At 35.3% G+C, this 22606-nt stretch carries 22 protein-coding genes; 2 read left to right on the top strand and 20 right to left on the bottom strand.

What is annotated here, in order from left to right:
- Positions 1-83: 83 nt before the first annotated feature.
- A complete protein-coding gene (locus GMB29_RS16975) occupies positions 84-299 on the top strand; it encodes a hypothetical protein (protein WP_136351161.1) in 216 nt (71 codons plus the stop codon).
- A 173-nt stretch (positions 300-472) separates the two neighbouring features.
- On the opposite strand, the gene GMB29_RS16980 is transcribed toward GMB29_RS16975, so the two are convergent.
- From GMB29_RS16980 to GMB29_RS17000, 5 genes are all read right to left on the bottom strand, one after another.
- Positions 473-688 carry a DUF2922 domain-containing protein gene (locus GMB29_RS16980; RefSeq protein WP_136351162.1) on the bottom strand — a complete coding sequence of 72 codons (216 nt, stop codon included), beginning with the start codon at positions 686-688 and terminating at the stop codon, positions 473-475.
- A 51-nt stretch (positions 689-739) separates the two neighbouring features.
- A complete protein-coding gene (locus GMB29_RS16985; protein WP_136351163.1) occupies positions 740-958 on the bottom strand; it encodes a DUF1659 domain-containing protein in 219 nt (72 codons plus the stop codon).
- A 498-nt stretch (positions 959-1456) separates the two neighbouring features.
- A complete protein-coding gene (gene pfkA, locus GMB29_RS16990; protein WP_136351164.1) occupies positions 1457-2416 on the bottom strand; it encodes a 6-phosphofructokinase in 960 nt (319 codons plus the stop codon).
- 56 nt (positions 2417-2472) lie between these two features.
- Positions 2473-3171, bottom strand: coding sequence for a thermonuclease family protein (locus tag GMB29_RS16995; protein ID WP_227551380.1), 699 nt, complete (start codon positions 3169-3171; stop codon positions 2473-2475).
- Positions 3172-3335: 164 nt separating this feature from the next.
- Positions 3336-4436, bottom strand: coding sequence for a M24 family metallopeptidase (locus tag GMB29_RS17000; RefSeq protein WP_136351165.1), 1101 nt, complete (start codon positions 4434-4436; stop codon positions 3336-3338).
- A gap of 368 nt (positions 4437-4804) precedes the next feature.
- Here GMB29_RS17000 and GMB29_RS17005 point away from each other — a divergent pair, with 368 nt between their 5' ends.
- Complete coding sequence (locus tag GMB29_RS17005) at positions 4805-5038, top strand: hypothetical protein (protein ID WP_136351166.1); 234 nt, start codon at positions 4805-4807, stop codon at positions 5036-5038.
- Positions 5039-5816: 778 nt separating this feature from the next.
- On the opposite strand, the gene GMB29_RS17010 is transcribed toward GMB29_RS17005, so the two are convergent.
- The 15 genes from GMB29_RS17010 to yfmF all read right to left on the bottom strand — a co-directional run bounded on the left by GMB29_RS17010 (position 5817) and on the right by yfmF (position 22541).
- Positions 5817-6686, bottom strand: coding sequence for a 2-oxoacid:ferredoxin oxidoreductase subunit beta (locus GMB29_RS17010; RefSeq protein ID WP_136351167.1), 870 nt, complete (start codon positions 6684-6686; stop codon positions 5817-5819).
- Position 6687: 1 nt separating this feature from the next.
- A complete protein-coding gene (locus tag GMB29_RS17015) occupies positions 6688-8424 on the bottom strand; it encodes a 2-oxoacid:acceptor oxidoreductase subunit alpha (RefSeq protein ID WP_136351168.1) in 1737 nt (578 codons plus the stop codon).
- Between the two features lie 278 nt (positions 8425-8702).
- A complete protein-coding gene (locus GMB29_RS17020) occupies positions 8703-9626 on the bottom strand; it encodes a dipeptidase (RefSeq protein ID WP_136351169.1) in 924 nt (307 codons plus the stop codon).
- A gap of 238 nt (positions 9627-9864) precedes the next feature.
- Positions 9865-10125, bottom strand: a complete 261-nt coding sequence (gene spoVS / locus GMB29_RS17025) for a stage V sporulation protein SpoVS (RefSeq protein ID WP_066231967.1) — start codon at positions 10123-10125, stop codon at positions 9865-9867.
- Between the two features lie 273 nt (positions 10126-10398).
- Positions 10399-11193: a TIGR00282 family metallophosphoesterase gene (locus GMB29_RS17030; protein WP_136351170.1), complete on the bottom strand. Its 795-nt coding sequence runs from the start codon at positions 11191-11193 to the stop codon at positions 10399-10401.
- A gap of 333 nt (positions 11194-11526) precedes the next feature.
- Positions 11527-13089, bottom strand: coding sequence for a ribonuclease Y (gene rny / locus GMB29_RS17035; protein ID WP_406600274.1), 1563 nt, complete (start codon positions 13087-13089; stop codon positions 11527-11529).
- Between the two features lie 532 nt (positions 13090-13621).
- On the bottom strand, positions 13622-14662 hold the full coding sequence (gene recA / locus GMB29_RS17040) for a recombinase RecA (RefSeq protein WP_136351172.1): 1041 nt from the start codon (positions 14660-14662) through the stop codon (positions 13622-13624).
- Positions 14663-14945: 283 nt separating this feature from the next.
- Positions 14946-16196, bottom strand: coding sequence for a competence/damage-inducible protein A (locus GMB29_RS17045; RefSeq protein ID WP_136351173.1), 1251 nt, complete (start codon positions 16194-16196; stop codon positions 14946-14948).
- 24 nt (positions 16197-16220) lie between these two features.
- Positions 16221-16799 carry a CDP-diacylglycerol--glycerol-3-phosphate 3-phosphatidyltransferase gene (pgsA, locus tag GMB29_RS17050; RefSeq protein ID WP_136351174.1) on the bottom strand — a complete coding sequence of 193 codons (579 nt, stop codon included), beginning with the start codon at positions 16797-16799 and terminating at the stop codon, positions 16221-16223.
- 143 nt (positions 16800-16942) lie between these two features.
- Positions 16943-17833 (bottom strand): helix-turn-helix domain-containing protein, encoded by an 891-nt coding sequence (locus tag GMB29_RS17055; protein ID WP_136351175.1) that lies wholly within the window; start codon positions 17831-17833, stop codon positions 16943-16945.
- Between the two features lie 8 nt (positions 17834-17841).
- Positions 17842-18636, bottom strand: a complete 795-nt coding sequence (locus GMB29_RS17060; protein ID WP_136351176.1) for a YmfK family protein — start codon at positions 18634-18636, stop codon at positions 17842-17844.
- Positions 18637-18845: 209 nt separating this feature from the next.
- Positions 18846-19103 carry a DUF3243 domain-containing protein gene (locus GMB29_RS17065; protein WP_136351177.1) on the bottom strand — a complete coding sequence of 86 codons (258 nt, stop codon included), beginning with the start codon at positions 19101-19103 and terminating at the stop codon, positions 18846-18848.
- A 77-nt stretch (positions 19104-19180) separates the two neighbouring features.
- On the bottom strand, positions 19181-19903 hold the full coding sequence (gene ymfI, locus GMB29_RS17070; protein WP_136351178.1) for an elongation factor P 5-aminopentanone reductase: 723 nt from the start codon (positions 19901-19903) through the stop codon (positions 19181-19183).
- 77 nt (positions 19904-19980) lie between these two features.
- Positions 19981-21267 (bottom strand): EF-P 5-aminopentanol modification-associated protein YfmH, encoded by a 1287-nt coding sequence (gene yfmH / locus GMB29_RS17075; RefSeq protein ID WP_136351179.1) that lies wholly within the window; start codon positions 21265-21267, stop codon positions 19981-19983.
- Entirely contained in the window at positions 21264-22541 is a 1278-nt protein-coding gene (gene yfmF, locus GMB29_RS17080) for an EF-P 5-aminopentanol modification-associated protein YfmF (RefSeq protein WP_136351180.1), read from the bottom strand. Before yfmF ends, yfmH begins: the two co-directional genes overlap by 4 nt.
- Positions 22542-22606 lie beyond the last annotated feature (65 nt).

The raw sequence follows: 22606 nt of genomic DNA on the forward strand, positions 1-22606 counted from the left end.
AAAACGAAAATATGTTCGATTTTATGGATAAAGGAATGTACGTTCGTATATAATGAATATATATCATGCAGGAGGTGTTATAGTTGCTTAAATTCATAAAGTTTAGTCAAGAGAACCAAGTTCCGATTGAAATGATTTATCTTTCAAAAGACGGCACATTCTCACAAAGAAAAGTGATTGTAAAGAAAATTACCTCAGAAAAAATTGTTGCATTTTGTTTATTACGTAACCAAATCCGCAGTTTTCAATTAGATCGCGTATTATCTGCAAGCTGGAGTAAACAGATACATGCATCTTAAATGATTTCAATTCATACTCTTTCCACTACCATTTCCCTCTTTTCATCCAATTAAATTTTTCCAATTTTAAGTAAAAAATAGCTGGCTTTTATCATTTTATAGCCAGCTATTATCGTTCAATTATTTCAAATTTTATTTTTCTATTATCAATTGCTCGTTTTTTTTGTGTGTGTTTATAGATTTATTTCTGATACATTGCGGTCAATTACCCTTGCGCCTTTTTCAGAAACGAATTCTCCGCCAGAGGTTATAAAAATATTGGCAGCTAAAATTTTATCCATGGCTGAATGAATCGCTACATGATCAATCGGCTCTTTTGGAGAATCTAAATTTACTTTTACAGTTTTCCCCTCAGTGTTCAAAAATTGAAGTTCAAGTACTTTTGCCATTTTACTTTTCCTTCTTCTTATTCCATTTTCAATATGAAGATGTTGAACAAATCATGCTGTGACATGATATGTGTCATTCCGCTCTACAAATGCTAATGGTTCTGTTTGAAGACTAACAATTGCTTGTGCTGCTTGCAGAAGCTCTTCAGCTGAAACTGTCGTCTTAATGTTGTTGTAATTTTTCGTTTTATACAACTGTTTACCATTTGCGTCCAACCCCATGTCGAATACGATACGGAGCTGTGTATCTACTAATAATGTATCTGCCATCTTTAACACCTCCTTTTCACTTATATATAGGAAGAAAAGGCGTTAGAGTAGCGTAATGAACTACATTTTCATAAATTTAATGTTTTATAAAGTGATATGAGGGGAATACATAAGTAGCGCACGTAAGGTTGAAAACAATAAGGAAATGCCCAAGTGACGCTGAATTTATGTGGCGCGGCCTCGGAGCCGTAACGATGTAAGAGAGGTAGGGCTTATATCTTTAGGCGTTAAAAATGCATTTGATTGTAATGAATGATTACTATGAAGAAGGTTATACATAGCATGCATATACCAATAATAGAGCAGAGGCCTTAATCAGCCTTATTTAATAAAAATAGCTTTTGAATGAGGGCATTCCCCCTTCAATTCATAGCAACCATGCGCTAAATAACTAGAATAAATATGTAGTCTATAACCTTAACATTACCTAAAACGTCAAAAAACAGGCTGACAACAAACGTGATATTTCATGTTTGTTGTCAGCCTCTATCATTTTATTTAAATAGATAATTGTTGTGATAATGTATAAACACCTTCAGGAAGTGGATCTTTTTGAGATAAGATTTCCATAATATCATTATCAACGATCTTCTGCTTTTGCATTCCAATCGCACGTCCGCCTCTACCTTCAAGTAATACTTCAACTGCTCGAGCACCTAAACGTGAGGCTAATACACGATCAAAACCACTTGGTGAGCCCCCGCGCTGAATATGACCTAATACAGAAATTCGTGTTTCAATTTGATAGTCTTTTTCTAAACTTTTCGCAAGGTCATGTGCAGAACATACACCTTCAGCAAGTACGATAATTGAATGTTTTTTCCCACGTTCAATACCTTTTTGCAGCTTTTGGACAATTTCATTGATTTCATGATTTCGTTCTGGAATTAGAATTGATTCTGCACCAGAAGCTAGTCCAGAAAATAAAGCAATATCACCAGCATGTCTTCCCATTACTTCAATGATAAATGTTCGATCATGTGATGTTGCTGTATCCCGAATTTTATCGATGCTGCTAATAACTGTATTTAATGCTGTATCAAAACCAATTGTATAATCAGTTCCAGCAATATCATTATCAATTGTACCCGGTAAACCTATACATGGAAAACCCTTTTCAGTTAATTTAGCAGCACCTCGATAAGAACCATCTCCACCAATTACAACAAGACCTTCAATTTCATGTTTTCTAAGTTGCTCAATTGCCAAATATTGTGATTCATCTTTTTTAAATTCTTCAGATCTTGCTGAATAAAGAATGGTGCCGCCACGATGGATAATATCACCTACTGAACCTAGATCAAGCCTTTTTATTTTGCCATTCATTAATCCCGCATACCCTTGATAAACACCGTATACCTCTAATCCTGAATAAATACCTTTTCTGACAACTGCACGAATTGCAGCATTCATCCCAGGTGAATCTCCACCACTAGTTAAAACGGCAATTTTCTTCATGATCTTCCTCCTTTTTATGTAAAAAATTTTAGCGAATACACTATTCTTTATAGAAATTACCTTTTTACGGCACGGTATCCGGCTGCTACCGCTTCTTCTTCTGTACAAAAGATTTCCTCAGGCTTTGTTACGTGATATGAAGATGATTCTTCCGTATGGTAAATCTTTTCTCCATTTGAATTAATATTTCCTTTAATCGAGCACCCGTTACCATTTTTAGTATTTGATGATTGCTGAAGCTTATCACTCTCATCATTAAATCCTTGATCTGTAGCATAATTCTCCATACTCCAGATTCCAATTGCCTGCTGCCTAGCTTGTTTTTGAATCTCATAAAAATCATCTACATATTTTGTATTCGGTTCAAAAACATAGGCTACTCGCGCTAACCCTTTTTTTAGAAGGAGCTTATTTACCATTTGATCGTTCACATATACATAAGCTAACAACCTGCCGTATTTATCCCGTTCACCAATATCCATCTCTAATTGAATGGTTTGTCCATTTAACATTTCTTTCACAAAATGACTTGCTTCTGAGCCATATGGTTGCACTGGTTTTGTAGGATGTACCGTTTCTGGGGTATCAATTAACAGCATTCTAACGGTTTCCTCTTGTCCATTTACCATAACTTTTACAGTATCGCCATCTACAACTTTTGTTACTTCCGCGGGAATGAAGTTAGACTTTCCTTGGTCTAACTCACAGCCAACTGTAATGAAAAGGACAGCAATGACTAATATCCATTTTTTCACTATACTTTTCCCCTTCATCAAAACGTAAAACCCATCAACCTAATAGTATGAAGAAATGAGTATAATCACAAGCCAAACTTCAACTAATGGGGTCAAGAATAGGTTCTTTCTCATTATGTTTTGTTTGTCATGTTTCTATAGCAATGCTTCCAAAAGCCCATACATTATTTAATAACTGTAAATTCCTTTGAGAAGTTTGTTAATGTTTCAGTGCCATTTTGAGTAATTAGAACATCATCCTCAATTCTAACTCCTCCAATGGAAGGCACATAAATTCCCGGTTCGATTGTGTAAACCATACCTACTTTTAACAACTCGTCATTTGTATGGCTCATTGATGGATATTCATGGACGTTGATTCCAAGTCCATGTCCAAGTCGATGTGGAAAATAGTCTCCGAAACCCGCTTTTGAAATAATTGTTCTTGCAGTATGATCAAGATCACCAATTCTCGTTCCTGCTTTACTTGCTTCTATTGCTGCTAATTGGGCATTTAAAACTGTATCATATATTTGCTTTTGCTTTTCATTATACGATTTATAAACAAATGTACGTGTAATATCAGAACAATAACCATCAAGGACAACACCTAGATCAAATAAGACAAAATCACCTTCACTTAATGTCTTTAAGCCAGGATTTCCATGAGGCTTCCCTGAATTTTCACCAAATAATACCATTGTTGAAAATGACATTTCACGAATCCCTTGTTTCTTTAATTCGTACTCAATTGTTGCCAATACCTCCATTTCAGTAATCCCGTCTTTAAGAGCGTTGATACCAATTTGCACGCCATAGTCTGCTAATTTTGCAGCTTGTTTTAAGATGTTAATTTCCTTATCATCTTTAATAACTCGATGCTCATTTAAGATATCTTCAACCGAAACAAATTCAGAAACATTCACAATTTTTTTCATATTTTCAATTCTATTATAAGATGTAACCTCTTTTTCAATCGCCATCTTATGCACAGATTGAATTTGTCGTTTACCAAGTGCTTTATGTATTAAATCCCAGGGATTTTCATGATCACCGTACCCAATGATTTCTTGCTGCCAACCAGCCTCTTTCGCCTGACCTGCTTCCATTTGTGGACAAATAAAAAATGGCTCATTATTTTTAAATAAAAATAAGCCCATTAATCTCTCGTGCGGGTCTGTATAAAAATTCGTTAAATAAAAAACATTTTCTTTTGATTGAATAAAACACATTTCAATTGATTGATCATCTAGCCAACTTGTAAGTTTTGCAAGTCTTTTTTCCATTTTCCCACTACCCTTCTAACTATAGTACTATAATGATATCATATCTCGATTTTGTAGGATCAATTTATTAAAAATCACTACTAGATTCTATTTTTTCAAGTATAATAAAGTATATGGATTAATAAATTGAAGGCCAAAAACGTGCACCATCAGTCTTCTCGAAATCGTCTGATTAGGACGTCCTCATGTCCTTTGTCTGATTTTAACGAAAAGCAGGTATCCCTTTTATCCTAATAACTATCACTTATTCCTGAGGGCAAAAAAAGGGATCGTTTATTTAGTTACATATGAAATATTGGCAAAGTAGATTTTCGATTTTTTAACATCTCCATAAACTTCATTTTCTTCCTACTAAGGAGTTGTTGTTCGTGCTTCAATGGTTAAAACATAAGTTGGTACCAATGCTATGTATTATTGGAATCCTTGCCCCAATTATCGGGATGATCTTGATTGATACTTTTTATTTTAGTACTGTTTTCGGTTGGATCATTGGTTTTTGCTGTTTTGTTATCTCTTACATTATTGTAAGCAAAAGACCTGATGAAGAAGAAACATCATCAACATCTTCTCCCAGTGAAAATCGAGTTGGAGGGGGTGGTTAACCCCCAAACCTCTCACACCACCATACGTAACGTTCGGTTTACGGCGGTTCAATTAAGTCCGACGTAAAATTTAAATCTATGATATAAACTTTTAAGTCCTCGATTATTCCAATAGGAATTATTGGGGGTTTTGTGTAGAATTGGACTACAGACTTTTTCTTACCCATTCATAAAATTTTTTATATTTACTTGGTGTATCCGCTAAATCTCTGCCTCCACCCTTTTGAAGGCCCCCGATGGAATTCACCACTTCCTCCTTCAAGTAAGTCCTTTGGCATTGTCTGCTTCTGCACAAGAATTGTATGCCTTGTTCTCGTTCTTCCTAATGTTCAGTCATCCCTTACCTTCTCGAGTTAGGTAAAGTACTATGACCTCTGCTGACTTCTGCTGTTCAGCTATCTATCACTAAATAGGTTAGCAAGTGTACAAGGCTTTACAATCAGACCTCCTATAAGAGTACAACCTTTCCATCTATCTATCTATTTCATTTACTCTCTACCACCTTCGGCAAAAGGGACTTAGTTTTGTATGCAAACTCATCCAATGTATCTAACCTTATATGAAGTGCGTGTCCCTCAGATCTGAGTTTGCCGGCCGCTTCCTTAAGATTCCGCAAAACCGCGGACACCCCCGCGTTGAGCTACTGTTACTTCTGCCTTCACAGTTCGGGACTTTCACCCAAAAAATTGCACCCATGCTGGGCACACCATTAAAAAGGACTGATGTTATTCCATCAGTCCTTTTACAACAATAATAATTTAAGTTTTTATTGCTCTTATCACATAAACTCTGCTACAAGTTTGTTAAATTCTTCTTCATTAATTGTTAACTCAGCTTCTGATAACGGTTTTTCGCTATAGCCATTAATTTGTTCTTGATATGATTTTTGTTCAGTATTTTGATAAATTAATCCTGTTACTAAGCCGTTATGTTTCATAAGAGTTTGCATAGCAATTTCCTTATTACTCGCATCATACCCGTCAACATTCGCAAGTTTTGTTAAATTTTCTTTAAACCAGTCATAAGTATTAACCTTATTGTATGTGACACAAGGACTGAATACATTAATCAAGGAGAAACCTTTATGATTAATACCAGCTTCAATAAGTGCTGTTAAATCTTTCAAATCTGTTGAAAAACTTTGTGCAACAAAAGTGGCTCCTGCTGTTAATGCCATCTCCATAACAGATAAAGCAGATTCGATTGATCCATTTGGAGTACTCTTTGTGACAAAGCCCACATCACTTCGAGGTGATGTTTGACCTTTCGTTAATCCGTAAATTTGGTTATCCATTACGATATATGTAATGTCAATATTTCGGCGAATGGCATGAATTGTATGTCCCATACCAATTGCAAAGCCATCACCATCACCGCCTGAAGCAATAACTGTTAAATCTCGATTTGCCATTTTTACACCTTGTGCAATAGGTAATGACCTACCGTGAATTCCATGGAATCCATAAGAATGAATGTATCCTGAGATACGGCCAGAACAACCGATACCTGATATAACGGCTAATTGATCCGGTGTTAAACCGACATTTGCTGCAGCACGCTGAATCGCAGCCTGTACAGAAAAATCGCCGCAACCAGGACACCAATTTGGTTTTATATTATTACGGAAATCTTTAAATGTTGTAGCCATATTAGATCAACTCCTTGCATTTCGTATGAATTTCAAAAGGTAGGAAAGGATTACCATCATATTTTAACAAGGATTTAATCTTGTTTGCATGCCCTACATTCATCTTCAAAAGACTTGCCAGTTGACCAGTTGCGTTATTTTCAACAACAATTACCGTTTTAGCTGCTTCTACTAATGGTTGCATTTCCTCAGTTGGAAATGGATGAATAAGGCGGATTTGAGCATGGTTTACCTTAAATCCGTCATGTTCTAAACGACCTATTGCTTCTTCGATCGTACCTCTTGTTGAGATATAACCAACAAGTAAAATATCTGGATTTTCGTGTTTAATATTTTTATGAACTGGATTTTTAAACTGAATGTTGTTCAACTTTCTCATTCGTTTATCCATTTGTTCAACACGATTTACTGCTGACTCTGATGGCTTACCTGATTCATCATGCTCTACACCTGTTACATGGTGAATACCATTTTTCATCCCAGGAATCACACGTGGTGATACCCCATCTTCAGTTAGTTCATATCGTTTGAAATTTCCTTTATTCTCAAGGTCAGGTAAATCGTCCGTTTGAAGTTTGCCACGACGAATTTCGATTTTGCTATAATCTAACGGTTCAACCGTTTGTTTCCCTAAGGAAAGCTGTAAATCTGATAAAAGAATTACTGGACATTGATATTCTTCCGCAATATTAAAAGCCTCAATCATATCATAGAAAGCTTCTTGTACTGTACTTGGGGCGATAACCACTTTTGGAATTTCACCATGTGTACCATAAACCATCTGCATTAAATCTGATTGCTCCTGTTTTGTTGGCAATCCTGTACTTGGACCTCCACGTTGTGTATCAACAATAACTAGTGGCTGTTCTGTCATCCCTGAAAGACCTATTGCCTCCATCATTAGCGATAAACCAGGACCGGCTGATGCAGTAAACGTTCTTGCACCTGCATAGTTTGCACCGATAGCCATTGTACAAGCTGCAATTTCATCTTCAGTCTGGATAACTGCACCACCAAATTTAGGAAGTTTGTCAATTAAATACTCCATAATTTCGGATGCTGGTGTAATTGGATAAGCTGCCATAAAACGGGAACCGCCTGCTAATGCACCTAATGCAATTGCATCATTCCCAATCATAAACATGCGCTTTTGATTATCTGCTTTTTCAAGAAACATATCTTGACGATCAAATCCAAGCTCATTCTTTAAGTAATATGCTCCTGCTGCAATCGCTTCCATGTTTTTTTCTACAATTTTCTCACCTTTGCGTCCATATGTATCATTAACGACTTCATGATATCCTTTCGGATCAATATCAAGTATTGCACTTGTTGCACCGATTGCAACCATGTTTTTCATTAAAGAAGTTCCTAATTCAGCAGCAATTTCTGTAAATGGTACTGAATACAATGAAACATTTATCTCATCAGGGATTGATGGGTTAAATTTTGAATCAGCAAGGACGATCCCTCCATTGCGTAATTCATTGAAATTTACATCGATTGTTTCTTGGTCAAAAGCTACTAAAATATCAAGATCATCTGAAATTGCACGAACTTGTGTTGTGCTAACACGGATTTTATTATTCGTATGACCACCTTTAATACGTGATGAAAAATGGCGATATCCATATAAATAATAGCCTAGTCGGTTTAATGCAATAGAGAATACCTCACCAGTACTTTCAATCCCTTCTCCTTGCTGTCCCCCAACTTTCCAAGAAAGTTGACTTATCATGTACTTGCACCCCTCTTATTTCTCAAAATTTTATTATGTTGTATTGATACGAATTAACTTAAGTGGAAACATTTCTTGTCCATTTTCTTGCCAATCGTCTTTCAAGCTATTAAAAATACTTCATCTTTTGTTAGGTTTATTTAAATCTGACGACTATGAATGATATTCCACTAAACTTTTATAATTGTAGACCTTGAAAGAAAAAAAAACAAGAGTTTCGCTTAAAATAATAGGTGAGTTTTTTAACTTTTCTGTTAATTCCTAAAATTCTAACTAATTTAAAATGTTATGTGATCTTCAAAGTTTTGATAAAGAAATTTCTTTACTGTTGTCTCAGGATAGTGCTTTAATAATCGATTAATAAAATGATCATAGCATGAATAATTGTCTAACCCATTTATCGTTTCATCAATTCCATCAAAATCTGATCCAAAACCAATATGATTTTCTCCACCAATTGAACATAGATAATCTATATGTTTCAGAACATCTGAGATACTGGATTGATGATTCGTGGAAATAAAAGATGGAACAAATGTTACACCGATCATTCCATTTTTTTTAAATAAAGCAACAATTTGTTCATCTTTTAAATTCCTAACATGCGGACAAAGTTTATACACATTAGAGTGTGAAGTAATTGGAAACTCTGCAATGTCAAGAGCCTCCCAAAAGCTCCTTTCGCTTGAATGAGATAAATCAGTCCAAAGCTTTTGCTCATTTAAAAAATTTATTACTGTCCTCCCAAAATTAGTTAGACCGCCATTTCTTTTTTCAAGGGCACCATCTGCAACAAGATTGGCATAATTCCACGTTAATCCCACTGATCGAATGCCTAATTGATAAAGCAGTTCTAAATTTTCAAGCCTATCACCAATTGCATCACAACCTTCTAATGTCAATATCGCCCCGATTTCGTTTTCAGATAGTTTGGATATGTCTGATTTAGTTTTAATTAATTTTACTTCAGGATATTTTTGCAACACTTTTTGATAGAATAAATTTATCTGCGCATGGGCTGCATTCAAACGATTTGTAAATGGGACATCTTCAGGGATGTAAATGGCAAAACATTGGATATTGTTTTTTATATTTTTTAGCTTTGAAATTGAAACATGTAACCGTTTATCATCATATACATTTATATTAGGATCTCTCCAAACCTTAAATAGCATATCACAGTGTGCATCAAATAATTTCATCTAATCAACCTCTCCCTCATACCGATCTTTTCAACATTTTCATCACTCTTTGAAAATTACATGTTCGTCACCATTTGAGTTATTTTACGCTCTATCACCAATTATTTATTAAAACACAAGCCTGCATAGCGATTTTTTGATTGAAAATAAAATTTATCCCTTATCTACAAACAAGGGGCTGACTCATTGAGCCAACCCCTTGTCAAACTTCCGGCAGTGTTTGCATATTACATAATCTTTATCGAGGCTCGACAATGAGTTTAATTGCCGTACGCTCTTCTCCATCTATTTGAATATCAGTAAAAGCAGGTATACAAATCAAATCCACACCACTAGGTGCTACAAATCCCCTTGCAATAGCTACAGCTTTAACTGCTTGATTAAGTGCTCCAGCTCCAATAGCTTGGATCTCAGCATTTCCTCGCTCTCTTAAAACTCCAGCTAATGCACCAGCGACAGAATTAGGATTAGATTTTGCTGAAACTTTTAATATTTCCATTTCTAGTTCCCCCTTATTTTTCAATGAATCCTCGAGTGTTCATTAGAACAATCATTGGCATATTTTGTTTAAAAGGGATCCCCTATCCCCTTCCAAACAGTGGTAGTTCCTTATCCATTGATACTATATTCACTAGAAATGGAAAGTATTCCTGCTTGTTCGTACATTAATTTGAAAATTTTAATCAACTCAACACCCTGAAATCTCTACAATCATATTCACCCACTAAGTTCTCGTATTTTTTATCCATGTAGTTTTTACTGTAAACTTAACTTATTCAAAAAACATATGGTCATCATTAATAAGAATTCGGTCAATTTTTTTTGCTTGACCAGTTTTTTCATTAATGTCTATGACAACTGCACTTAATTGTGTCCTTCCTTCTGCCACATCATGTCTGACAGGTAAATTGGTTAAAAACCTTTTCAAAATCATCTCACGGTTAACCCCTAATATACCATCGTATGGTCCAGTCATTCCTACATCTGTTATGAACGCCGTACCTTTATCTAAAATACGCTCGTCTGCAGTTTGTACATGTGTATGGGTACCTACTACAGCTGATACTTTTCCATCTAAATACCAACCCATAGCTTGCTTTTCACTTGTTGCTTCAGCATGGAAATCCACAAAGATAATCGAAGTCCTCTTTTTTGCTTCTGCAATAAGTTCATCTGCTTTTTTAAAAGGACAATCAGATGGTGGTAAAAAAGCGCGCCCTTGTAGGTTAATGACCGCTATTTCTTTTCCTGCAGTTGTTACAAAAGCTATTCCTTTACCAGGGTTATCCTCTGGAAAATTAGCAGGTCGAATCATTTTATTTGCTTGATCAATGAAGTCAAATATTTCACGATTATCCCATGTATGATTCCCCATTGTAATAACATGTGCACCATATTCTATGAACTGCTGATATATTTTTTCTGTTATTCCTTTTCCATGTGCAGCATTCTCCCCATTAATAATAACCACATGCGGATTATATTTCGTTTTTAATTTCGGCAGGTATTCTTTAACCATTTCTCGACCAGGTGATCCAAATACATCACCAACAAATAATATTTTCATAATTGAGGCCCTCTCTACTATCAGTTTTCTTTTCGATTCTTTACGAAACTTAGTCTTACACATATTTTAAAAAGCTGTTTTCGCAAACTTTATTGCTATTTATCAAGTAGTGCGGTGTGGTTGATTGCAGCGAGAGGATGTTCTATTTCCGCGGGGCTTGCTGTGATCCTCTACGGCGTAAACGCACGCATTAGTCTCACCTGTCCCGCTGCTCTATGCAGGAGTCTCGCAATCTGCTCCAATCAACCTTAAATAATTTTCGATTTAAAAGCAACAATCTCTTAGAGAAAAAGAGCCTTTTAAAAAAATAAAGTGGCGCATTTCTGCACCACTTTATTTTGCATATTCAACAGCTCTTGTTTCACGAATAACAGTAACTTTAATGTGACCTGGATAATCAAGTTCTTCTTCAATTCTTTTACGGATGTCTCTAGCCAGGCGATGTGCTTGTAGATCGTCAATACTGTCTGGTTTTACCATAATTCGTACTTCACGACCTGCTTGTATCGCAAACGACTTCTCAACACCGTCATAAGATTCAGAGATCTCCTCAAGTTTTTCTAGACGGCGAATATAGTTTTCAAGCGTCTCACTTCGAGCACCAGGTCTAGCAGCTGATAACGCATCTGCTGCTGCAACTATAACGGCAATGATTGACGTTGGTTCTGTGTCACCATGATGTGAAGCAATACTGTTAATCACAACAGGATGCTCTTTATATTTTGTTCCAAGTTCCACACCAATCTCTACGTGACTTCCTTCAACTTCATGGTCAATCGCTTTACCGATATCATGCAGTAGACCAGCTCTTTTAGCTAATAACACATCTTCTCCAAGTTCTGCAGCCATAAGACCTGCTAAGTATGCAACTTCCATTGAGTGTTTCAACACGTTTTGTCCGTAACTTGTTCGGAATTTCAAACGACCTAATATTTTAATTAAATCCGGATGAAGTCCATGTACACCAACCTCAAACGATGTTTGCTCTCCAACTTCACGGATGTGTTCATCAACCTCACGTCGAGATTTCTCGACCATTTCTTCAATTCGAGCAGGATGAATACGACCATCTTGAACAAGTTTGTCAAGCGCGATTCTTGCTGTTTCTCTTCGAATAGGATCAAACCCTGATAAAATAACTGCTTCAGGAGTATCATCAATAATTAGATCTATACCCGTCAAAGTTTCTAATGTTCGTATATTACGTCCTTCACGTCCAATAATACGGCCCTTCATTTCATCATTTGGAAGATTTACAACAGAAACAGTAGTTTCAGCTACATGATCTGCTGCACAACGTTGAATAGCAAGCGACAGAATATCTTTAGCTTTCTTGTCAGCCTCTTCCTTAGCACGATTTTCGCTATCTTTAATCATTATAGCGATATCATGTGACAGCTCATTTTCAACCTTTTCAAGAATGATCGACTTTGCTTCATCTCGTGTAAGGCTTGATATGCGTTCAAGCTCTGTTTGCTGTTTACGCACGATTTCGTCCACTTTGCTTTCCATCTCTTCAATATGCTGTTGTCTTTCATTCAGAGAACCTTCTTTTTTCTCTAGCATAACTTCTCGTTTATCTAAAGACTCGTCCTTACGGTCAAGATTCTCTTCCTTCTGTAATAAGCGATTTTCTTGTTTTTGAAGTTCGTTTCGTCTTTCACGAACTTCCTGCTCTGCTTCTGTTCGCAATTTGTGGATTTCATCCTTTGCTTCAAGAAGTGCTTCTTTTTTCGTAGCTTCTGCATCACGCTTTGCTTTTTCGAGAATTTGTTCAGCAGCATGATTTGCTCCTGCAATTTTCGCTTCGGCAATAGATTTACGAATAAAATAGCCAACAACTGCACCGACGATTAGGCCAAGCAAAATGGAGATGATTATTGATACGATGTCCATCATTACACCTCCTCTTGCTATGAACTTGTTTTTTTTCTAGATTAAAGTGTCGGCATGTACATTGTTCAATTATAAGTTGTCAACATACAGCACAAAGCTTTAGATTCCATGTTGAACTTTACGTCTTATTCGAATTGTTAGGAAGACAAATTCAAGTACCAACATTTTTTGCTTTCAAAATGCTTCAATCATCATTCTACAAAATTGTAAAATATACATCCTAATTGTAAATGTGTGTATTTTTCTTGTCAAGCCTGTCATGATAACGATTAAAGGTACTCAACCAATTGCCAATCATGTAGCTGTTATTCCAATTGTCGAAAATAAGTGATGCGTTTGTAGAATTATGTCATATTATATATAGTTTTGACGCATTTCTTCTGAAGATTATATCCAAATATGTTAATTATAATAAGAGAATTATGTATTCTATTATTTTATTAAAATATAGGATGATGAAAATATTATTTTTATATATAGTTATTATTTAAAAATATTTTATGAATTAATAAAAAAAGGGCTGATGCCCTTTTTAATCATTTTGTAAATCTAATTCTTCTTGACTTTCTTCAGGTAAAAGAGCTTCTTCATCTAAACCATAATGACTGCGGATTTTTTCTTGTATCTCTATACGGAGTGCAGGATTTTCTTTTAAAAATTGTTTCGCATTTTCACGACCTTGACCTAAGCGTTCTTCATTATATGAGTACCATGAACCACTTTTTTGCACGATATCAAGCTCTGATCCTAAATCAATAATTTCTCCTTCTTTTGAGATCCCTTCACCATACATAATATCTATTTCAGCTACTTTGAATGGTGGTGCGACTTTGTTTTTCACAATCTTGATTTTCGTTCTGTTCCCAACCATATCGTTACCTTGCTTAAGAGTTTCTGCACGACGAACCTCTAGGCGAACAGATGAATAGAACTTTAACGCACGTCCACCTGGTGTTGTTTCAGGGTTACCGAACATAATGCCAATCTTTTCACGAATTTGATTGATGAAAATAGCGATTGTTTTTGATTTATTAATCGCACCTGATAGTTTACGTAATGCCTGTGACATTAAACGAGCTTGAAGACCAACGTGAGAATCACCCATCTCACCTTCAATTTCCGCTTTCGGAACTAACGCCGCGACTGAGTCAATTACAAGAATGTCAACAGCACCACTACGTACAAGTGCTTCTGCGATTTCAAGTGCTTGTTCTCCAGTATCCGGCTGAGAAAGCAATAGCTCATCTATATTAACACCAAGTTTTTGGGCATATACAGGGTCAAGCGCATGCTCAGCATCAATAAATGCTGCTTGCCCACCTTGCTGTTGGACTTCTGCAATAGCATGTAGGGCTACAGTTGTTTTACCAGAGCTCTCTGGACCATAGATCTCTATAATTCTACCACGCGGGTATCCACCTACTCCTAATGCGGCATCAAGTGCTAACGAGCCACTTGGTGAAGTTGAAATCTTTCTATCTGTTTGTTCCCCTAATTTCATAATTGAACCTTTACCGAATTGCTTTTCTATTTGTTTTAACGCCATATCTAAGGCAGCTTGACGATCGCTCACTAAATTTCCTCCTTTAATTGAATCTATAATTAATATACCCCTTTTTTTATCGTTTGCCAAGTAAAAAATCGAACATTCATTCGATTATTTTTAACTAGAAAATGATTCTAAACTTCCCTTTTTGCTTGTAAAATAATTTAAAAATGACTAGTAAATCTAATAGTAAAAACTATTTTTCGATCATCTGAAAAGATTCACACAAAAATAGGATCTAAAGAATTAGATCCTATTTGAATCTCTCAAGTAAGCAATCATGTAAGAATGATTAGGAGAGTCTATTATATCATTCTATTTCAGTTAATAGTTTAACTAAATAATGACATCCATACTTTACCGTTCGAACACGTATTCCTTTCCTTGTTCCAACAAAATGAAATGAATACACTTGAGTTTCCCTATTTTGCATCGAAATGCCAATAAACACGGTACCTACTGGCTGGCCTTCATGAGGTTCCGGTCCTGCAACACCTGTAAAACTAATACCAATATCGCTATTCGATAACTTTCGGATTTGATCTGCCATTTCCTTTGCACATTGTTCACTGACAGCCCCATATTCCTGAAGAGTTTGTGGTGAGACTTTTAGTATTTGAGCTTTCATTTGATTTGAATAGCTGACAATACTTCCTTTAAAGAATTGGGAAACACCATCCAACGCTGTTATTTGTTCAGAAAACATTCCACCAGTTAAACTTTCTGCTGCAGAAATCGTTTTTTGCTTTTCTATTAACAGCTTTTTAAGTTCTAGTGGGAGTGTTGTCTGTTCATAACCGTAAAAAAATTCACCAACACGTTGATTAATCTTTTGCTCTAGTTCGTTTAAAAGTTGATTTGCAACCAGTTCATCAACATGCTTTGCAGTTAATCGAAGGGTAACCTCCCCATCACCAGCTAATGGTGCAACAGTAGGGTTAACTTGTTCGTCTATGATGTCTTGTATATCAGTTTCTAGCTGTGATTCTCCAATTCCAAAGTATCTTACCACACGAGAAATAATCTTTTCTTGGAATCCAAGTTGTTTTTGGAAATATTCTCGGCCATAATTTTTGAACATTGGCTTCATTTCACTCGGCGGACCTGGTAACAGCATGTAAATCGTTTGATCAGCCTCTAATGCCATGCCAGGTGCCATACCGAAATCATTTTTCAATATGTATGAACCTTCAAGTACAAGGGCTTGCTTCTTATTATTTTCTGACATGATTCTTTTTGATTGCACAAAATAGTTTTCAATACTATCTAACGCCTCTTGATCAAACACAAGTTTCTTTCCAAGTGCATTTGAAATCGTTTCTTTTGTCAAATCGTCTTTTGTAGGTCCGAGACCTCCAGTAAAAATAATGATATTAGAACGTTTTTTGGCAACATCAATAGCTTGCTCTAATCGTGTCGGATTGTCACCGACAACTGTATGGTAATAAACATTCATCCCAAGTTCTGCTAGCTGCTGAGAAAGAAATTGAGCATTGCTATTTACAATTTGACCTAGTAATAATTCAGAGCCAACAGCAATTATTTCTGTACGTATATTCATTGGAATTCCTCCTGATCATTTAGATCACTTTGAGTTTATAAAGACATGTTTGTTTTTATTAAAATAATCCCAGCCAGATATTACAGTAAAAAAGGTAGCAACCCAAAGTGAAATCTGTGCAAATGGAAGATTAATAAATTCAAACGGCAAGTTATGTAGGAGCAGCGCAGAAATGGCAATAATTTGTGTCCACGTTTTTATTTTCCCTAACATGTTTGCCGCAACAACTTCCCCTTCACCAGCCAAGATTGCTCTTAAACCAGTAACAGCAAATTCACGGCTAATGATTAGAATAACCATCCAAGATGGTGCAAGATTTAGTTGAACCAATATAATTAAAGCGGCAGAAACAAGGAGCTTGTCCGCTAAAGGATCAAGAAATTTCCCAAGGTTTGTCACCTGGTTTAGTTTTCGTGCATAATACCCATCTATCCAGTCTGTTGTCGAGGCAACAATAAAAAGAATTGCTCCGACTAAATGAGTGACTAAAATGGTTTCATTACCAAATGTCAGTTCTCCCCAATTGAATGGTGCAAGCATGATAATCATAAATACTGGAATTAAAAAGATCCTCGATATCGTTATTTTATTAGGTAAATTCATGTTTTTCCCTCCGTGAGTCATATATTTAGAAAACAAAAAATGGGACTACCCACCAATAGTCTAATACCTTTCCCCAACATTTATAGCTTTACAGGACAATATTTGTTGGGGAAGGTATCAAACACATTAACATGAGTTAGTCCCTATTGTTTAGTATAAATAATAGTAATGTTTTGTGGTGTTGTTTTTGTATCCTCATATTGGAGTAGTTCACCATTGATTTTCAAATCAGTACCCGGAACATTTCCTACTCTCACAGTAATTTCTGATTCAGCAGTAAGATCCGTTACTTTTGATTCCCCTTTAGGAATCTCAGCACCAAAAAAGCTTTTACCTTTTCCATTTTTAACACTAACCCATGTTCGATCTTTCGCAATTACCTCAAGTTCAAATTTTTCTGATCCAGCGAGTTCATATGTTGTTGTAGAACCATTAACACCTTTAACGGTAATTGTTTGAGCAGGTTTTTCCTCTTCAGGCTCTGTTTTTTCCTCAACTGATGAACCTTCTTTTACATCTTCTTTCACTGCTTTTTCTTCTTTGTCAGTAGATGTCGTATTTTCTACATTGTTCTTATATTCGTTCTCATTTTCAACTTCTTCAGTGGATTCTTTCACTTGATCAGTCTCATTGGCGTTTTGTCTCCATACCCAAATCACGATCGCAATAATAATAATAATAGCACCAATTAGTAATTTAGGTAAAAGATCAAGAAATTTAGAAGCAGTTTTAGGGAGTTGCTTATGTGTTTTTACTCTTGATAGTTGTTCTGGTAAATCATCGTTATATGTACTTGGAACTTCGTTTTTATATTCTTCAAAAAGCATTTCTGGATCTAAATTAACTGCTTCTGCGTATTGCTTAATAAAAGCACGAACATAGAATTTTCCTGGTATCATCGAATAATTGCCTTCTTCTATACCAATTAGGTAACGCTTCTGAATTTTTGTTAAATCCTGAAGGTCATCCAAGCTAATATTCTTTTCTTCTCTTGCTTGTTTCAGTCGATTTCCTAATTCACTCAACCGTAACACCCCATAATCTAAAAGTCAAAGCCGCCTGAAAGACCGGAAGAATCAAACATCGTTTGAGGTTCTTCAACATCTTTATATGTAATTTCCTCATCAGGCTCATTTCGAATTTCTATTATATAATCAAAATCTTCAATTGTATATTCTGTATTTTGAACAAAAATATCAGGATGTTCTACTACTTTTGTTGCAGAAAGTCTCATAATTTCTCTAACTAACTGTAAATGTTGATCAGATCCTCTTCTTGTAGAAACGATTCCATCAATTATAAAGACATTGTCTGCATTATATTCATCAGCTATCAGTTGGCTGCGGATTGTTTGCTTTAATAATGTAGAAGAAACAAATAACCACTTTTTGTTAGCACAAACGCTCGAAGCCACAATAGATTCTGTTTTACCTACCCTTGGCATACCGCGGATACCAATTAATTTATGTCCATCCTGTTTATATAATTCTGCCATAAAATCAACTAATAGTCCAAGTTCATCACGTACAAATCGAAATGTTTTTTTATCGTCAGCATCTCTTTGTATGTATCGTCCATGTCTTACAGCTAACTTATCACGAAGCTTTGGAACCCTTAGCTTTGTAACAGTTATATTGTCCATTGTTTTTAGAATTGATTCAAGTCTGCGAATTTGATCATTGCTTTCACATTTCATTAATAGTCCACGCCTAGAATCATCGACACCATTAATGGTAATGATATTGATTGATAACATCCCTAATAATGATGATACATCTCCAAGGAGCCCAGGTCGATTTTTTTGAATCTCATATTCCAAATACCATTCAAATGACAAGTTTAGTCCCCCTTTAAACAACCACTATTACTAATAATAAATGATTTATCAAAAAGAAGAAAGACCATTTATATAAAAACGAAACCATAACGATTAAACGTTCCTAGCTTGTAAACAAAAACAAATCATTTCTTCTTCTTTATCCAAAAAAGATATAAATGAAACCCTTTAATGATCATAATGAAAAAGAGAGGATATCTCCTCTCTTCTTAATGTGATCCGTTATTTTGAACAAGCTTTACCATCATACTTGCAATAGCATGTTGCTCTTGTTCTGATGCTACACTCCAAAGATCTGCTAGTACTCTCTCTTGAGTGTTTTTAGGGTCAACTTGTTTTGCTAAATAGTCACCAACTTCAAATGCTAAGTTATTGATGACTTGCTCGTTCATTCCTTCATTTTGTGCATGATGTAAACGATCACCAAGGAAATTTTTCCACTCATCCCAATTTTCTAAAACAGCCATAGGAGTACCTCCTTTATTATTGTTACAAGTTTATTGTTCCATTTCAAAAAGTTTTTATTCTATTTAATTTGATTTATTTAACTCCATCCTCCATTTACCGATATCACTTGTCCAGTAATATAGGAAGAGTTCTTCGATGCTAAAAATGAAACAGTTTGGGCAACCTCATTAGGGTTACCTAATCTTCCAAGGGGAATTTCATCTTCTAATGCTTTTAATTCCTCTTCAGTAAAATTTGAAAGCATTCGGGTTTTAATCGCTCCAGGCGCAATAGCATTTACACGGATATTGCTTGGAGCAAGCTCTTTTGCTAGTGCTTTAACAAATGAATTTTGTCCCCCTTTAACCATTGAATACAAGACCTCACAAGATGCTCCAACAATCCCCCATATCGATGATATAACGATAATATTCCCCTCACGTTTCTTTACCATAGCAGGGATAAGCTTTTGTGTTAATCGAAATGGGCTCGATATATGTAATGCAATCATTTGCTCAATTTCCTCATCACTCATATCTGTTACTAATCCGTAATAACTAATACCGCTATTTAATACTAGTAAATCAATCGGCATAGTGATTTGATTTATAAGTTTTTGCACTCCATTATGATTTGTTAAATCAGCTTGAATCGGTAACAACATCTTTTTGTATGGTTCATAAGCTTTTATTAATTCATTAATTGCACGTTCATTTTGATGATAATGAACATATATGTGATATCCATCTTCAATAAGTTTCTCTACGATTGCAGTGCCGATCCCGCCGCTGGCACCAGTAATTAAAGCATACTTTTCCATGTTTTCCTCCTCAAAAAAGGTCTGACATTTGTCAGACCTTTCCATTAGTCATATAAGTATATCATAGTCATTTAATTTCACTTTGGAACGACCTGACATACAGTGAATAATTCTTCCTCAATAGCTTCATTGAGGATTGTGGTAATATCTTCCTGTGTAAGCGATTCAAGAGTTGGGACGACATCAAAAAGATTCATTTCGTTAAAAGCATATCTTGTAAATTGATTTGCGATATATTCTGGTGAATTAACGGCTCTTAAAAATGCACCTATCTTTTTATTCTTCGCAGCTTCAAAATTTGAAAAATCAACGCCTTCGTTCTTAGCTTTAAATAGAATGCTTTTAATTTGTTCAGCAAGCTTATCTGGATCTTCGGTATCTCCACCGATCATTGCGAAGCCAAACCCATTCTCTTCGGTATAATCATAACTAAACGTATCGTCGATTAAGCCTTCACTATAAAGTTTTTCATAATGTTGAGAACTTTTACTGAAAAGAATATCTAATAAAACGTTCATTGAAAGCTCATATTTTAATAAATCTTTTCCTGTACGATTTGGATTTTTTGCTTTTAAACCTACTAAACATTTTGAACTTTGAACATTCATCGACAATTTTTCAATCTTTTTATACACTTCATTCGGCTCATTAGGAAATTCTCGCTTAATTTCGGATTGAGATGTGAATTCCTTTTTCTGTTGATTTTCTCTAACTTGCTTCAAGATTGCTTCTGGTTCAACAGCACCTACAATAAATAAAAGCAAATTACTAGGATGGTAAAATGTATGATAGCACTCATACAAGGAATCCTTCGTAATTTTAGCAATTGAATCAATCGTTCCAGCTATATCGATTCTTACCGGATGTTGTTGATAGAGATTTTGAATTAGTCCGAAGTATAGACGCCAATCAGGATTGTCATCATACATGTTTATCTCCTGACCAATAATCCCTTTTTCCTTTTCAACCGTTTTTTCAGAAAAATAAGGTGATTGAACAAAATCAATTAATGTTTCAAGATTTTTCTCTACATTACTTGTACTAGAAAAGAGGTAGGCCGTTCTTGTAAATGATGTAAAAGCATTTGCAGAAGCCCCTTGTTTACTGAACTGTTGGAACACATCACCGTCTTCTTTTTCAAAAAGCTTATGCTCCAGAAAATGAGCAATACCATCAGGAACTGTGACCATTTCATCTTTATTAAGAGGGACAAATCGATTATCGATTGATCCATATTTCGTTGTAAAGGTTGCATAAGTTTTGTTAAAGCCCTTTTTTGGCAATACATAGACTTCGAGTCCATTATCCATTTTTTCATGATAAAGTTCTTCTTGCAGCTGTTCAAAACGAATTGGATTTGTCATGCATTCCCCCCCTTTCCTTTTAAGAAATAGATCGTATCTAACTCCAATTTTTGGGCAACTTTTACAATATCATCTTTTGAAACAGTTTCTATTCCTTGAAGATAATCCTCAAATGGACGATTTATTTGAGCAATAACATTATGATAGACGATCTCAACTAATCCATATGCTGTATCAATGGTTTCCAATAATTGATTGCGAATAACTGCTTTTGTTTGCTCAAGGTCTTGATCGTTAAAATCGCCATTTTTCATTGCTGCCATTTGTTCACGGATAATGGATACCGCTTGTTCATAATTTTGAACTTCTATACCAGACATGATCATGAGCAAGCCTTTGTGACTTTCAATTCTAGATGCTGCATAATAGGCTAAACTTGCTTTTTCACGGACATTAATAAATAATTTAGAGTGTGAAAAACCGCCATAAATTCCATTAAACACTTGTAGCGCATAATAGTCATCATCACGAAAAGTACTATTAGTACGATATCCAATATTCAATTTCCCTTGTTTAACATCCTGTTCTTCTATTACTTCACGTTCTTCAACAGCTTTTTTAGAGCCTTCTTCTGCAATGGGTTGATGATTGTTTTCAAATGTAAAAAACTGTTTTACATATCCTTCTACTTGCTCTTGATTTAAGTCACCAACGACATACAAGTCAATTTTATCAGTAGAAACTGCTTTTTGATAATAGTCATATAATGATGCAGCCGAGATATTTTCTACATCTTCCAATTCCCCGTTAACATGTAATGCATACGATTCACCTTTACACATTTCTTGAACAAGACGTAAATTAGAGTATCTCATTTTATCATCATATACGGATTGGATTCGTTGTTTTAAAGTTCGTTTTTCTTGTACAACAATGTCTTCTTTAAATGCCTCTCCATCAAGGACTGGCTCTAACAATATTTCAGATAAAAGTTTCATTCCTTTTTCTAATAGTGGACTTTGATCTGATAAAAATTTTTCATTTGCAATTTCCATTCTAAGTGAAATGATATGATTATCACCTTTTTTTGCAAGGTCAACATTCAAGGTTGCACCATATAACTCATCTAAATGCTGTCTAAGGCTTGTGCTAGTTGGATACGTCTTTGTTCCTCTTTGAAGTACATATGGAAGTAAGGCTCTATATGTAACTTCCTGAGCATTCAAAGGTGCGAGCATCTTGATTACAATCGTATTTGTTTTAAATTTCGAAGTAGTTACGGTATGAAGTGTCAGCCCATTCACTTCGGTAAGCTGTTCATTAATATATGTCATTAAGAACCTCCATTTAAACTATAGTTATTCTTGTAATTATATCAATACGAGGATAATAAAGGAAA

The organism is Metabacillus sediminilitoris, assembly GCF_009720625.1.
Taxonomy (GTDB): domain Bacteria; phylum Bacillota; class Bacilli; order Bacillales; family Bacillaceae; genus Metabacillus; species Metabacillus sediminilitoris.